This is a genomic window from Agriterribacter sp. (assembly GCF_035445465.1).
Taxonomy (GTDB): Bacteria; Bacteroidota; Bacteroidia; order Chitinophagales; family Chitinophagaceae; genus Agriterribacter.
Genome location: NZ_DAOMQT010000032.1, coordinates 1 through 14,820, shown reverse-complemented (window position 1 = coordinate 14,820; position 14,820 = coordinate 1). Strand labels below are relative to the sequence as shown.

10 protein-coding genes are annotated in these 14,820 nt (G+C 41.7%); 6 read left to right on the top strand and 4 right to left on the bottom strand.

The features are described from left to right. The first annotated feature begins 202 nt into the window (after positions 1–202). Positions 203–3,484, top strand: a complete 3,282-nt coding sequence (locus PLE34_RS14815; protein WP_324558196.1) for a TonB-dependent receptor — start codon at positions 203–205, stop codon at positions 3,482–3,484. A gap of 24 nt (positions 3,485–3,508) precedes the next feature. Further along, complete coding sequence (locus PLE34_RS14810; RefSeq protein WP_324558195.1) at positions 3,509–5,200, top strand: RagB/SusD family nutrient uptake outer membrane protein; 1,692 nt, start codon at positions 3,509–3,511, stop codon at positions 5,198–5,200. A 69-nt stretch (positions 5,201–5,269) separates the two neighbouring features. On the opposite strand, the gene PLE34_RS14805 is transcribed toward PLE34_RS14810, so the two are convergent. Continuing rightward, positions 5,270–6,322: an AraC family transcriptional regulator gene (locus tag PLE34_RS14805; RefSeq protein WP_324558194.1), complete on the bottom strand. Its 1,053-nt coding sequence runs from the start codon at positions 6,320–6,322 to the stop codon at positions 5,270–5,272. 242 nt (positions 6,323–6,564) lie between these two features. Here PLE34_RS14805 and PLE34_RS14800 point away from each other — a divergent pair, with 242 nt between their 5' ends. The 4 genes from PLE34_RS14800 to PLE34_RS14785 all read left to right on the top strand — a co-directional run bounded on the left by PLE34_RS14800 (position 6,565) and on the right by PLE34_RS14785 (position 9,166). Continuing rightward, the gene (locus PLE34_RS14800; RefSeq protein ID WP_324558193.1) at positions 6,565–7,434 is read left to right on the top strand and encodes a helix-turn-helix domain-containing protein; all 870 of its coding nucleotides are present in this window, start codon (positions 6,565–6,567) and stop codon (positions 7,432–7,434) included. An 86-nt stretch (positions 7,435–7,520) separates the two neighbouring features. Then, positions 7,521–8,303, top strand: a complete 783-nt coding sequence (locus PLE34_RS14795) for a class I SAM-dependent methyltransferase (RefSeq protein ID WP_324558192.1) — start codon at positions 7,521–7,523, stop codon at positions 8,301–8,303. Positions 8,304–8,520: 217 nt separating this feature from the next. Beyond that, complete coding sequence (locus PLE34_RS14790; RefSeq protein ID WP_324558190.1) at positions 8,521–8,859, top strand: 2Fe-2S iron-sulfur cluster-binding protein; 339 nt, start codon at positions 8,521–8,523, stop codon at positions 8,857–8,859. Positions 8,860–8,917: 58 nt separating this feature from the next. Next, positions 8,918–9,166 carry a hypothetical protein gene (locus PLE34_RS14785; protein ID WP_324558188.1) on the top strand — a complete coding sequence of 83 codons (249 nt, stop codon included), beginning with the start codon at positions 8,918–8,920 and terminating at the stop codon, positions 9,164–9,166. Positions 9,167–9,244: 78 nt separating this feature from the next. On the opposite strand, the gene PLE34_RS14780 is transcribed toward PLE34_RS14785, so the two are convergent. From PLE34_RS14780 to PLE34_RS14770, 3 genes are all read right to left on the bottom strand, one after another. Then, positions 9,245–11,353 carry a metallophosphoesterase gene (locus PLE34_RS14780; protein WP_324558187.1) on the bottom strand — a complete coding sequence of 703 codons (2,109 nt, stop codon included), beginning with the start codon at positions 11,351–11,353 and terminating at the stop codon, positions 9,245–9,247. Between the two features lie 170 nt (positions 11,354–11,523). Next, positions 11,524–13,362, bottom strand: a complete 1,839-nt coding sequence (locus PLE34_RS14775; RefSeq protein WP_324558186.1) for a cytochrome-c peroxidase — start codon at positions 13,360–13,362, stop codon at positions 11,524–11,526. Between the two features lie 207 nt (positions 13,363–13,569). Beyond that, a complete protein-coding gene (locus PLE34_RS14770; protein WP_324558185.1) occupies positions 13,570–14,499 on the bottom strand; it encodes a c-type cytochrome in 930 nt (309 codons plus the stop codon). Positions 14,500–14,820 lie beyond the last annotated feature (321 nt).

Genomic DNA, 14,820 nt, shown 5'->3' with positions numbered 1-14,820 from the left:
AAAACCGGGAACTGGTGCGACAGCCCCCGGCAGTTGTTTGAAATGCTGATATAAACCAATCTGCAACGACTTGCTTATTCATCATTCCCACCAGTGTGAAAATTCATAACTGGCGGACAAACAATACAAATATATGTATTTAACTGCTTATTGTAAATCCGCAGCAGATGCCGGCGGTTTATTAACCAAAGTAATCCGGATTATGAAACTTACAACAGTTTTTATAATCGCAGCCTGCCTCCAGGTAAGTGCCAGGGCTTATTCACAAAGAATAACACTCAGCGGCAAAAATATTTCACTACAAAAAGTATTTGAGGAAATAAAAAAACAAACCGGCTATCAGTTTTTTTATGCAGACAGAACCATCAAATCTGCCAAAACTGTTTCGCTGAGTCTGAAAAGAGTACCTTTAGAACAGGCTTTGAATATAATATTCGAAAATCAACCCCTTACCTATGGTATCTCTGAAAACACGATCGTTGTAAAAAGAAAAACCCTTGCAGACCCCACCCCTTCTGAAACGATGTTGCCGGCTCCGCCGCCATCGGATATCCAGATAAGTGGGAAGGTAACAAACGAAAAGGGTCAGCCGCTGGAAGGTGCAACTGTATTAGTGAAGGGAACAAATAACGGAACCAAGACCGATGCGAACGGAAACTTTACCCTTGAGGCAGCCGCTAATGCTATACTGGTAATTTCCTATGTTGGTTTTGAAACTACAGAAGTAAAGGCGTCAGGCCGTACTATTTCAGTTCAATTAAAAGCTTCTATAAGCACATCAGAACAGATCGTGGTGGTGGGTTATGGCAGCCAGAGAAAGAGTGATATTACCGGTGCTGTTTCAAAAGTGGACATGGACAAAGCCAAGGCCATACCCACTACTAATATTGCAGAAATGATAAGGGGACAGGCAGCAGGTGTGCAGGTAACTTTGCTTTCTGCAAGACCGGGTGGCAACTCCAACATATTGATCAGGGGTAAGAAGTCTATTCGCGGATTAAACGACCCGTTAATTGTACTGGACGGCTTCCCGATAGAAAATATCAATGATGTAAATCCTGATGATATTGCTTCGATAGAGATATTAAAGGATGCTTCAGCCCAGGCCATATATGGTGCAAGAGCCTCCAATGGTGTAATACTTATTACTACCCAAAAGGGTAAAGCCGGCAAAATGCGCGTTAAGGTAAACTCCTATCTTACTACCCATAAGCTCACAAAAAACTTTGATTTATATACAGCAGAGGAATTTGCCGAGTTAAGAAGAGAAGCCGTAAGAACTCAATTTGGCACCTACCAGCCCGATAATATAAACTTCCAGGGACTGGAAGGCAGTAACTTCTTAAAGGGCAGATTTGTGAACTGGGAAGACGAAGTATTACAGAGCGGTCTTATCAGCAGCAATACAGTAAGTGTTATGGGAGGAACAGAAAGCACAAAACTCTTTACCAGTGCAAATTACTTTACTCAAAGAGGGCTGATCCCAACAGCCGATTACAAAAGAGGCTCTTTCCGCATCAATCTTGATCAGAAAATAAACGACAGGGCAAGCATTGAAGCTAACCTGAGCTTCGCAACTGATAAACAAAGAAAGGAAACCAATAATCTCGACTTTATTACAATTTCTCCGTTTACAGGGCCTTATGATTCTACAGGTTCCCTGATAAAGCTGGTAGCCGGCGCCAATGCCAGCAGCAGCACTTTAAACCCGCTATGGGATATAAGAGAATCAGACAATGACACCAAAACGAACCTGCTGAACTTAAATCTGGTGCTCAACTATGAACTGAGTAAAAATTTTTCGTATAAGCTCAATACATTGCTTAGTCGCCGCAATGTGGATGAAGGAGTTTATCTAACAAAACAGCATTCTGTTGGTTTGCCGTTGAATGGCAGTGCATCCGTTGCCAATACATTGCGGGAAGAATACCTTATAGAAAATATTCTCAACTACAACGGACAAATAAACAGCAATAATAAAATTGATATAACGCTGGTGCAGTCTGTAAATCAGCGCAATACCTCTAAAACCACATCAACCGGTACAGGTTTTGGAAGCGATGTACTGGGATATGACGGTATTTCCAACGCCCTCATTTTTAAAACAAACAGGGTTGAGGAGCAGTACCGGCTTGCTTCCTTTCTGGGCCGGGTCCGGTATAACCTGATGGACAAATATCTCCTGAGCTTTACAGCAAGAAAAGATGGTGCATCTGTATTTGCAGAAAGCAGGAAATGGGGCTTCTTCCCGGCAGCATCTTTTGCATGGCAAATGCATAAGGAAAGATTCCTTCAAAGTATCAAAGCCGTTAATCAGTTAAAATTGAGGCTGAGCTACGGTTCGGTGGGTAACCAGTCGCTCGACCCCTATTCCACGCTGGGCGTAGTAGGTAACACACCCTATGTTTTTGGTTCAGCTATTGTGGCAGGAGCATTACCGGGTACTGTACTACCCAACCCCACCCTCACATGGGAAACATCAAGTACCTTTAACGCAGGGCTGGATTTCGGACTGCTTAATAACCGCCTTACAGGTACAATCGAATACTACAATACCCAAACAACCGATTTGCTTACAGATATTTCACTGGGCGGTGCTTCGGGTTTTGGCTCAATGATTACCAATGGTGGAGAGTCCCAGAATAGAGGAGTTGAAATTTTGCTTACAGGCCATATTATTCGCAATACTAACTGGGATTGGAGCATTACTACTGCATTTACCTCAAACAAAAACAAAGTTCTTAAAACAGGTATAGGAGATATCAACGGGGATCCGAAGGATGATATAGCACGTAACCGGTTTGTAGGACAACCGATAGATGTGATTCGTACCATGTTGTTTGACGGTATCTTCCAAACAGATGACGAAGCCATTGCTTCTGCACAAGGCACATTAGGCGGCACAGTTACGCCATTCACACCATTAACTGTTTTAAAAGCAGGTTCCATTAGAATAAAAGACGTAGATGGAGACGGCAGGATTACAGATGCAGATAATGTGATCATCAGCCAAAACCCCGACTGGTTTGGGTCTGTGTCTACAGTCCTCACTTATAAAAATTTTGAATTACTTGCTGATTTTTATATCGTACAGGGCGCAACAAAGCGAAATCCTTACCTGGGCGATTTTAACCAGGGAGGTACTTTGCAATCATACCGAAACGGGATAAAAGTTGATTACTGGACACCTGAAAACCCTTCCACTACACATCCCCGCCCCAATTACGCGAGCGGTCAGGCTCCGCCCCATACCGGCTTGCTTACCATTGCAGACGCATCTTACACAAGATTACGAACACTTTCGCTGGGATATAATATACCGCAATCTGCTTTGGATAAGATAAAGATGAGCAGCCTGAGGGTGTACATTACAGGTAATAATCTGTTTACAATTACGGATTATAAATCATACAGTCCCGAAAATAACCCCAATGATTTTCCCGATACCAAAGGCTTCACTTTTGGTGTGAATGTAGGTTTTTAATTCATCAATGAAAAATGGAACAAAATGAAACGAAATAACTTTTATAATATATGGGGAATTGCCTTGCTTGCAATTGCTCTAACTTCTTCCTGTAAAAAATACCTGGAAGAAAAACCTACCACTCAATTTACGGCAGACTTTGTATACAATACGCCTGAAGGACTTGAGGCCGGAGTAAATGCCCTGTATAGTTTTCAACGGGAATTTTGGGAAAACGGCGCCAATAACGGCTCCAATCCTATTGTAATAGACGCAAAGGATGATCTTACCATAAACCGAAATGCAGAAGTAGCAAATTATGGAAGAATGTTTTGTGGCACCACGCCTGATAATGATTGCGGAGGAGTATATAGCAATTACTGGCGAACATATTACAGGATTATTGACAGGGCCAATGCACTGGTAAAAGCAGCCGATGCAATCATCATGGATGAATCAACAAAGAAAAGACTGGTGGGCGAAGCGAAATTTTTCAGGGCTAATTCCATATTTATTTTATACAGGCTCTTTAATAATATTTATGTAACAACGGAGCCCACAACACCTGAAAACGCATTGACTATAATCCAGGACAAAACCCCTGTAGCCGACATATATAAGCAAATAAATGAAGACCTTACCTACTCAATTGAAAATCTTCCCTGGACAACCAATGAATTTGGAAGAATAACACAAGGAGCAGCAAGGCACGTAAAAGCCGATGTGGCCTTATGGCAACAGAACTGGCAGGAAGCCAAAGCTCAGGCTGAAGCCGTGATCGCACAAACCGGAATTCATAGCCTGGTTGCTCAAACCGGCCTGGTTTTTCGCGGAGACTTAAAGAACACTGAAAATCTGTGGGTGTTACAGTGGAAAAGAAACGAGAATGGAAGAGCGCATAAAATAAATTTTAACCTTATGCCAAACTATGCCGAATTGACTCCTGGTTCAAAATATTCCATTGAGCAAGGAGGAAGAGGATTTGGATGGCTTACGTTAAATAACTATTTGCGCAACCTGCTTACAGCAGACCCGAATGATACCAGGATAAAAGGCTCTTATTACATAAAGGATTATGTATTCAACGATGCCGCTACTTTACCAGCCGGGCAGGTATTGGGAGCTGTTCTAAATTTTGCGCCAACTACACCATGGAAAGAGTTTGATGGGTCGGCCGCAAACCGCAACGGTTTTTTTATACGTATGAATGCCGGGTGTAAAAAATATTTTCCTGATGATGGAATACCAACAGAAGATAACCAGACAAAAAACATTGCCGTTTTTCGTTTGGCAGAAACCATGCTGTTTGCTGCAGAGGCTAATTTAATGCTGGGCAATATCGGAACATCAACAGACGATGCAACGGCAGGAACTGCCTTAGGTCAGCTGAATACCGTGCGGGTAAGGGCAGGCACTGCACGGGCAACAGCAATTACTATGGATTCCATTTTAAATGAGCAGGCAAGAGAATTGGCTTTTGAAGGCAAGCGGTTATATATGCTGAAGCGTTTGGGTTTACTTTACAACTACATTGTTGATCACTCCGGATACGGCATGCCCGGAGATCTCAGCCCGGAGAATTCAACAGCAGGAGGTGCCGATAATACACCGGAGAAGCCATTGCCCTATAGAACTGATGCAAGGAGAGCTATGCAGCCACATATGGTTAATTGGCCCATACCCAGGGCAGAAATGAATTTACTGGGTCCAAATTATCCGCAAAATACGGGGTATTAATTTGACAGTTTTTGAAAAGCCATAAGCAATCTCGTAAGAAGGGGTGCGAACACCCCTTCTTTAAAGTCATCAAATAGCCTCTTTTAAATTTAAATACTTCTTTTGATACGCTTTTGCTGTCAGTCCGGTAATAAGCCTAAATTGCCTGTTAAAATGTGAAATATTGTTGTAGCCCGTACTGTATGCTATTTGACTGATGGTTTTGTCGCTTGTGACTAAGAGTTTACAAGCATTTGAAATTCTGACCTCATTTAAAAATTGGGAGAAAGTTTTATGTGTCCGGCTTTTAAAATAGCGGCAGAAAGATGATTTGGAAAGATTTGAGAAAGCGGCTATTTCTTCAATTTTAATTTCACTGGAATAATTTTCTGTAATAAAATTCATGACTTTGTTTAACCTTTCGGTATCCAGAGAACTGAAGGTATTGGCTAACCCCGGGCCGGATAACAGTTGATATTCCTCCGTTTTTGCAATCGCATCAAGTACTTTGAGGAATAAGATTAATCTGTCAATACCCTTTGCATTAACGACTTCTTTTACTAAAGTGGATATTTTTTTATGATCTTTCCCCCGGATCAACACCCCCTGTTTACCACGTACAAAAAGTTGTTTAATTGACGATAATTCCGGTAAATCAAAAAAGCCTTCTTTCAGGGCACTTTCGAGGAAATGAATTACATATACATCAACGAAAAGACTTTTATTTCCCTGATAAAAATCATTATCATTCTTCCATACATGAGGCAAATTTGAACTGATAAACATTAAATCTCCATCATTAAAATTCCCAATATGGTTTCCCATAAACCGGATACCATAACTTCTTTCCACGAAGATAATTTCATGTTCCGGATGATAATGCCATGGATAATCCATGTAAGGAGTTATCTCTCTTTTTACCGTAATTGAAGAAGTATAGGCAGACGGTATCTTCTCAAGCTTGGGTTGCATAAAATGCATTTTATTGACAACAATTGCAAAAAAGAAAGCTTTTTTCTGTAAAAATAGTGTTTTATGGAAGAATAATAACCCAGTAGTTTTATTTTCAAATATAGTGTTTAAATAAAGTAGCGGGAAAGTTAAGGTATTCTTTGAAAATGAAAAACCTTGGAGGAACATCATATCGTAGCGATGATCAAATAAGAATAATATAACAAATGAATACCAGCAATTACAATTGAATCGGTGGCCAGTGTCAAGCTGCTCATCTCACAAGGCATGATTTTTGATAGGTTCCGCAATACCCTCCGCCTTAAACCCGGCAGTGTCCTATGTTTGATCTAGCCTCCTCACCCTTGTAAGAAAAACTAAAACGCCCCGTTACCCGCAGATGGTATTCAAAATTTATTGGCAATCTTTCCTGTATGTACAATATTTATGCAGAGATATCAACCAATCCAGGTCATTTCCGCCAGTTGAGCAGCGGGGAAGCGCTGCTTACTATTTATAACTGTCCGATTGAAAATAAATACCAGGACTTCTGGAGCCACTATAATTATATCGTTTACGTGGTAGAAGGGAGAAAGATCTGGCATACGGCCCATGGTTCTTATGATCTATACAAAGGCAGTTGCGTATTTGTAAGAAAAGGAGCATGTATTGCAGAGCAGTTTTTTGATCCCCGTTTTTGTCTCATTTTATTTTTTTTACCAGATGCGTTTATTTGCGAAGTGCTGAAAAGCAAATCAACCCCCATTAACAGGCCCGGTAAAAAGTTTGATCCTGTAATGGCAATAAATAATAGCGCGGCGGTAGAGGCATTCTTCCGGTCTATGATGCCTTATTTTGAGGACGGCCGTAAGCCGGATCAGGCGTTGCTGTACCTGAAGTTCAGGGAGCTTATCCTTTTACTTGCTGATAGCCCCGCCAATCATGAATTGTTATCCTATTTCTGTTCCCTGCTGCAGGAGCCGCAAAGCCTGTCGTTGCAAAGGGTAATGGAGGATAATTTTTGTTATAATCTTAAGCTGGAGGAATTTGCGCGCTTAAGTTCCCGGAGCTTATCGGCCTTTAAAAGAGATTTCCTGCGTATTTACCATATTTCTCCCGGCAAATGGCTGCTGGAAAAAAGATTGGATCATGCCCTGCACCTCCTCACCCACATGGGCAAAACAGTTTCGGAAACAGCATTTGAAAGCGGATTTGAAAGTCTTTCACATTTCAGCCGGGTATTTCGCCGGCGTTTTGGTCGTTCTCCGGCATCCTTAAAACAACAAAATACTATTTTGAACTAATCAGTCAAATCTCCGGACTTTTAGGAAATATCTTCCCGTAATCAGCGCTATATTTTTGTGGGCTAAACAATTAAATTTTATTTCAAATGAGCACAAAAACAGTTCAGGGGAAATTGTGGAGCGTAGCGCCACAGTATTGGGCACAGCATTTCGAGCCCTGGTTTTTACCCATCTACAAAAATGTGTTGGAACAATTGCAGCTAACAGAATCGCAATTATTGCTGGATGCGGGTTGTGGCGCAGGACTCTTCAGTAAGCTGGCCATTGAAACCGGGGCACAGGTAATGGGCATTGACGCGGCGCCGGGTTTGCTGGAGGAAGCCAGGCGGCGTAACCCCAAAAACAACTTTATGGAAGAAGACCTCGAATCTCTGCCATTCGCTGACAACACTTTCGATGTGGTTACAGGATTTAATTCTTTTCAGTATGCCGGCAGTTTCGAAAATGCATTACTGGAGGCTAAAAGAGTGCTAAGGCCGGGCGGGCGGCTGGTACTTGCCATTTGGGCCAAGCCGGAACTGAGCGATGGCACCGAGGTGTTGAAGTCCATTGGAACATTATTACCTCCTCCGCCGCCGGGTACACCGGGTCCGTTTGCACTTTCCGAAGACGGTAAAATGGAAAGCGTATTTAAGGATAACGGCTTGAAACTTACTTACAAAGCCATGATTGACTGTCCATTTTTATATGCCAGCCTGACCAATGGTATACAAAGTTTTATGGGTACAGGTCCGGCTGCCGCAGCTTTGAATAGTAACAGCAGGCAAATGGTTGAAGATACCATTGCAACTGCATTGCAGCCCTATCATGTAGTAGATGATTTTTATTTTCAGCTCAACCGGTTCCTTGTTTTTATTGCCGAAAAATAAAGGCGTATAGCAACCGGTGTTAACAATTTTGCTGTAATATAGGGAGTAAGCCAACCGCTTATTCCCTTTTTGCACGTAAGGGTATACGGTTTATTAAAATGTGTCACAACAAATAAATAGTAAAAGTAGGTTCATGCTTTTATTAACTTTGCCTATTGCTTAGGACATGTGGTGCGGTTAATAAGCGAATGACAATGGTAGTAAATAAAATAAGGGAATGAATGGACAAGGGAAGGTGATTTCGTTTACGGTTATCAGTTTTGGAGAGGAGTACGCAGTGCAAACCTATGAAAATGAATACCGGAACCTGATGACGCTGTTGAATGATAAAATTTACATGGAAGATTTTGGGCAATGCGGCGGACAGGGCAGATGCGCCACCTGCCTGGTGGAAGTAACGGCACCGGATGGTGGTCTGTTAACCTTAGAGCGGAACGAACAGTCAACGATAGCAAAGAAAGGAGCGGTGGGAAAAAACGCCAGGCTATCCTGCCAGATTTTTATCAACGATGCTTTAAACGGGGCAGTCATTAACATTCCGGATGATTTGTTTTGATTGCAGCGGCAATGTGAAAAAAGATAAATACCATTTGTTAAGTTAAAATGTAACAATTATGGATACACGAATAACACTTAATGACAAGCAATCCTTTGTTCAGTTATTAAAGCAACTGCATGCTGATGGCGACAAAATATCATTGTTGTACGACAGCAATGGATTAACCCGTTACGAAGGCTTGATCAGTTCCATTTTAACCGGCTCAGCGCAACCTTGCTTGCTGATGCAGGACGGGTCGGAAATGCTCATCTCATCTGTAATAGCGGTAAATGGAATTTTCGCCCCTGATTATTCGGAATGCTGAGCAGTTAAAATAAGCATAAAAGAGATACGTGCCTGTATGTGGTGAAGCATACCTGGAATGTATGAGAAATTCGTTTTCTTACTCAACTATAAACCGCTTTGTAATGAGTTGCTTTTCAGTTTGAATACGAACAAAATATACACCGCTCTGTACACCCGGTAAAAAGGATTGTGCTGTTTCAGTAAGCAATATTTTTTTACTCATCACTATTTTGCCTGCTGCATTTACTATGGTAAGCTCAGCTCTTACCTGCCTGTCAGCAGAAACTTTTATGCGTATTTGACCGGGTTTACCAGGGTTAGGTATAACCTGTATGTCAAAACTTGTATTTACCCGCCGGTCTGCAGATACAACGGGTGAGTAAGTATACTTCCCGTCTTTATCCCGCTGTTTTATCCGGTAATAATATTTATTAATGTTAGCCGATATTTGGTTATCGGTAAAGGTGTAAGAATGTTCTTCATTCGTTCCCACTGCTTTTACAGAAGCAATATATATAAAGTCATCCTCATTTTTTGCTGACCGTTCAATCTCAAACAACTCTACATTTACTTCATACATGGTTTCCCATTGTAGTTTATTCGATGCTTCTGCTTTGTCGTACCATGCCTTTATGCTCTTCCATGTTAAAGGCAGGGTTCTTGAAGCCACCACCAGGAATGTATCTGCAACACAATCTCTATCATCTTTAACAATATAGGTTTCAGTGCCTTCTACAGTAGGTGTAACTGTTATAGCGGATGTGGTTTCTTCACCCGTCCACAAATAAGAGCCGATATAAGAGGCCTGTAATGTAACCGGCGTACCCACCTCTATATTGTAGGTGGTTTTCTGGTTTACGTTTTTCATCATGGTAAACCTGTCTTTCATTACACCGCCCCCGGTTATCCATTTGGCGTCGAGCCTGTTCCCTTCCACTTCCAGCATCAAAGCGCCCGGCTCATCTTTGTTTGAATAATACATGGCCTGGTGCGGGAAGCTGGTTATCGAACCCGCGTTAGCACGCTGGCCGGCAGAACCTGTTACCACGTACAATGTGCCGGTATTACCTGTTGCTTCCTCTTTATAATAGGGGCAGGAATTGGTTGTGGCATCGTACTTTCCGCTTGATGTATTCAACGCATGCACCAATTCCTCAAAATCGGACGATGTACCATAATATCCCTTCAACAGCTTGGTACGCTCATATACATGGCTATGCCCGCACAATATCAGGTCTACCCCATAGTCTTCGAGTATTTTTATAAAATTCGTTCTGATCTGGATGAGATCATTATCTTTAACAGGGTCATCTGAATCGTGCGACCCTTTTGTAAAAGGCGGGTGATGCCAGAACGCAATTACCCAGTCTTTATTGGTATTCGCTTCCAGGTCCTGTATCAGCCAGGAAGCTTGTTCATTGGGAAGCTCGTACATTTTCTTCTCGTTTCCAACAGGTCCATGTAATCCGTCGGAATCCAGCGAAATGAAATGAATATTGCCTATATCAAATGAATAATACGCTTCCGAACCCGAAGGGTACCCGCCGGCTTCACCGGCAACAGGCATAGTAAATATGGAATAGTAAGGATTATTATGTGCGGTTCTCGCTCCTGTTGGGGAGTCATAATCGTGATTGCCGGGTGCAGGATATAACGGATTTTGCTTTAGGAATTTATCTTTATAATAGTTGAAGAATCCTGTGCTGTATTGTAAATCAGTCCCATTGGGATATGCATTATCTCCAAGCAATATCCAGGCGTTCATATAATTTGCGCCGAGATAACCGGTTATACTATTCCGAACATTGAGTTGATTGGCATTATTGCTGCCGCAATCTCCAAACACCCCTATGCGGTATAATTGTTTTTCTCCAACAGGAGGAAGTGTTTGAAAGTAATTTTCACCATCACCCTGCAAAACACCCGTGGCTCCTTCTATGCTGTACCAATATTTAGTATTGGGAGAAAGCCCCGTTATTTTCAGCTCATGTTCTGTTTTTAGCGTAAGGTCTTCAACCATGTTAGTCAAGCCACCCAAAGCTGTTCCGTACCTCACACGGCTTATAGCGGTTGCATCCGTTCTCCAGCGAACGTTCATGCTTGTGCTGGTACCCATTTGCAGGTAGGGGCCACGGAGCAGATCCTGCGCATCAGAAAATATAAAAAGCAGGCAGAAAACTATTGAAAACCCTGTTGCCTTGTTCATAAGTAGAAAGAAAGGATTAATACTATGCGGCATTTTCAAGGATTACAGGCTTTATTAAAGTACAAATTATATATATTTTTTGATTTTTTCTCCTGTTAACCAATAATTTATTAATTGCTAACTGAGGGATGCTGCGTTTTGCTGGTGGGATCGTATGGTGTTTTCGTCGCTTACTGCTTTAGCCATAGAGGCTTATCCGTAAGCGACTCGATAAAGCTCACCAGATCTGCGATTTCTTCTTTGGTAAGGTCCAATGGTTTGTCAGAAAGCGTTTGGTTTGGATGATTTAGTCCCATACCATTTCCTCCTCCTTTGTTATAAAATTCCATCACCTCGGTGAGCGTTTGCAAAGAGCCGTTATGCATGTAAGGCGCAGTTTTTTCGGTATTGCGAACCGTAGGTGTTTTAAAAGCGCCTATATAAAATGGTGAAGGTATAATATGATAGCGTCCGCTATCCGTATCGGCTGCGGGTTTATCAAAATCTGCGTTGGTTGTTATTCCCAGTGATTCTACCTCTGAAATATCATATAACGGAGGAAGCAATCCATTAAACAGTGGTGCGAAATGACAGGTACCGCATTGTGCTTTTCCCATAAACAAATTAAAGCCGGCAATTTGCCCTGCAGATAAAGCTGTTTTATCGCCATTCATGTATTTATCAAAATCGGATGTCATTACAGGCAATGATTTTTCGTAGGCGGTAATGGCTTCGGCAATATGCTGAAAAGTAATGCTTTCATGGGCCTCCCTGCCAGGAAAAGCTTTTGCAAAGCGCTTCCTGTATTTCCTGTCTGCCACCAGCTTTTGTACAATCTGTTCAGCATCAGCGTTCATTTCGCTGGCTGAAGCAGTTACATCAAATACCTGGTGAACCAGGCTGGGCGCCCTTCCATCCCAGAAATGATTATACTGGTAGGCGGTATACAATATAGACGGTGCATTCCGGCGTACAACATTTTGCTCATCAAAAGCGATGCTTTGCTTTAGTCCGTCTGTAAAATATTTTTCCGGTAAATGGCAGGATGCACAACTTCGTTTATTATTACCAGATAGCTTTGTTTCAAAAAATAATCTTTTACCAAGTGCCATAAGCGGCTGTCGGATATCAATAGCATTAGTGGTATCGAAGGCGTTAATGTTCAATAGTCTTTTATCGAACAAATGTTCAGCTTCGTGGTTTAGAACCGTGGCTTCATGCGCTTCTTTACGCAGCACTTTTATTAATAAAGCTGTTTTCTTCTGTAAGGGAAGCATGGCCTCGGTCATAAAATACATCCTGTCAAAAGCATCAAACGAATCACCGGCGTTCAGGAGATACAGGGAACGCTCAATATAAAATGAAATACTGTCTGATAAGGCTTTATTTACTTGCAGGTAGGGTTGTATGTTTTTTTTGAATGAAAGCAAAGCTGTTGCTGATTCTCTGATACCCGATTTTAAAAGCGGCGCGTCGTAACCTGTAAGGTTGAGCGTTGAAATCCTGATCAAATCCAGGCGCAAGCTTTCCAATATACCCTCATCGGTAACCGGGGTCTCATATAAAAGTCCTTTCAGTCCTTCAGCCGTTAGGATAATAACGTCTGTATTGTCAAGCATTTCCTTTTTATGGTCTTGTATATGCTCATCGAATAAGAGTGCTTCAATAACCTGGAAGCCCACCGGCCACCCGACCTCAAGTGTGGGCTCCTCCACCTCAAATACGGGTGGGATATTGATTTTAACAACCTGGTTCCCGAAAAAATATTCAGTAAAAAATTCAATTTTTTTATATGCGTCTCTACATAACCCGAGCTGGTTCCTGGCATTTTGTATTGAAACCGTGTCATTTACAGATATGCTTTCTATAGCATTCCTCAATTCTTTTGCAGAAGCAATGAGCGTTGGAATATGTGATTTGAAATAGTGTAGCGTGTTGTCAACACCTGTTTCAGCAGGAGTGCTCCGCATAAAAGCAAATGCTGAAAAGATGATGAATACAATTCCGGAAAGGATCAATGCTTTTCTCAAAAGAAATACAATTAACAGCGTTCAGATCACTTAATAAACCATGCTAAAATATATAATAAAAACCGTAAAAGGAATCACCACTGTCGTACTTATTGTAAATAATCAAAAAAGAATAACCTCCTTATACTATTTAATCGGTTTTATTTAATATGATGCATGTTCATCCGGTGTTACCTGCAATGATCCGGATTATTACTGTTGCTGTCGTTATTTTTTTACTTCGGCTGTATTCACCGGTTTCAACGTTTTTAAATAATGGTAGATGGCTGTTAGCTCATCATCCGTCATGCGCTTAAAGGAGTTCCAGGGCATAGGACTTTTAGGGATGAGCTTACCCATACGAAAACGTTCAATAAACATATCCTTGCTCCAGTTAAATATTTTTCCGCTTGAATCGGGTGTAAGATTGGGTGTAATAAATCCTTCAATTTCATTTCCACCTGCAAAAGGTTCGCCAATGAATTCGCCTGCTAAATTTCTTTTAGTATGGCACCCGCTGCATTCCGCCACACTTAAGGCCAGGTATTTACCATAAACGGCAGTAGTGTCCGGTACAACAGATTTAGGCACTTCACCTGTGGGGCCAACCGGCTTTATCAGAAAAGCATTCACTGCCTTGCCTATGGCGTTCAATTCATGACCGGGTACTTTATTGTTTACCGGTTTTTGCGCACGGAGGTAAGAAATAATGGCGGTAAGATCTTCATCACTGGTATTATGAAAAGGCATGAAATCAAAAACCGCTGTTCCGTTGGGATGCACGCCATACCGCAAAGCTCTTGCAATTTCTCCATCGCTGTAGCTGCCGATGCCGGTTGTTTTATCGGGGGTAATATTTTTGGAATATATCTTTCCTACGGGGAGTTCAAAAACCACACCACCGCTCAGGGGCACTTCAAGCCCTAAGCTGATCAGCGAATCTGAATGCTGCCTGCTATGACAATCAATGCAATGAGCCGAACTGTAAACCAAATGTTTACCTCTTGCTATAATAGCGCTGTCTGTTGATGCGGTGATACCGGGATAAGGCGCTTCATATTTAATGTCTTGTCTTGCCATTACGGTTATAACCAATCCGCCAATGAGTACAAGTATAATGATGACAGTCCATTTAATTGTTTTTCTCAACTTTTTCATAAACCTGTTTTTAAAAGTTGACGCAAGGTAACAGGGGTTATGAAAGCGGTGTAGTGCCGGGTGAATGAATTGAACAAAATGTTGTATGAACCGGGGCGTCAGGCGGCAGCCGGAAAATAAGCGACGATAGAACATAAACAAATGATAATAAAAGGAGCGGTTATCTTACCATTTCCTTACTGCAATGACAGTAATAAAATTGCTGTTACCTGCTGTTTTTCCTTGCTGTTAATCAAACAAAACCTTATTTTTATTCTCCTGTAATCTTCAAATAGGATTAGGCATTTAATTCGTAAAGGCATGAAAGTACTATATAATTTA

Coding starts and splice junctions, on each gene's coding strand:
- PLE34_RS14800 (WP_324558193.1), top strand. CDS start 6,565: ATGTACAATATTTATGCAGAGATATCAACCAATCCAGGTCATTTCCGC.
- PLE34_RS14795 (WP_324558192.1), top strand. CDS start 7,521: ATGAGCACAAAAACAGTTCAGGGGAAATTGTGGAGCGTAGCGCCACAG.
- PLE34_RS14785 (WP_324558188.1), top strand. CDS start 8,918: ATGGATACACGAATAACACTTAATGACAAGCAATCCTTTGTTCAGTTA.
- PLE34_RS14815 (WP_324558196.1), top strand. CDS start 203: ATGAAACTTACAACAGTTTTTATAATCGCAGCCTGCCTCCAGGTAAGT.
- PLE34_RS14770 (WP_324558185.1), bottom strand. CDS start 14,499: ATGAAAAAGTTGAGAAAAACAATTAAATGGACTGTCATCATTATACTT.
- PLE34_RS14810 (WP_324558195.1), top strand. CDS start 3,509: ATGAAACGAAATAACTTTTATAATATATGGGGAATTGCCTTGCTTGCA.
- PLE34_RS14780 (WP_324558187.1), bottom strand. CDS start 11,353: ATGAACAAGGCAACAGGGTTTTCAATAGTTTTCTGCCTGCTTTTTATA.
- PLE34_RS14790 (WP_324558190.1), top strand. CDS start 8,521: ATGAATGGACAAGGGAAGGTGATTTCGTTTACGGTTATCAGTTTTGGA.
- PLE34_RS14805 (WP_324558194.1), bottom strand. CDS start 6,322: ATGATGTTCCTCCAAGGTTTTTCATTTTCAAAGAATACCTTAACTTTC.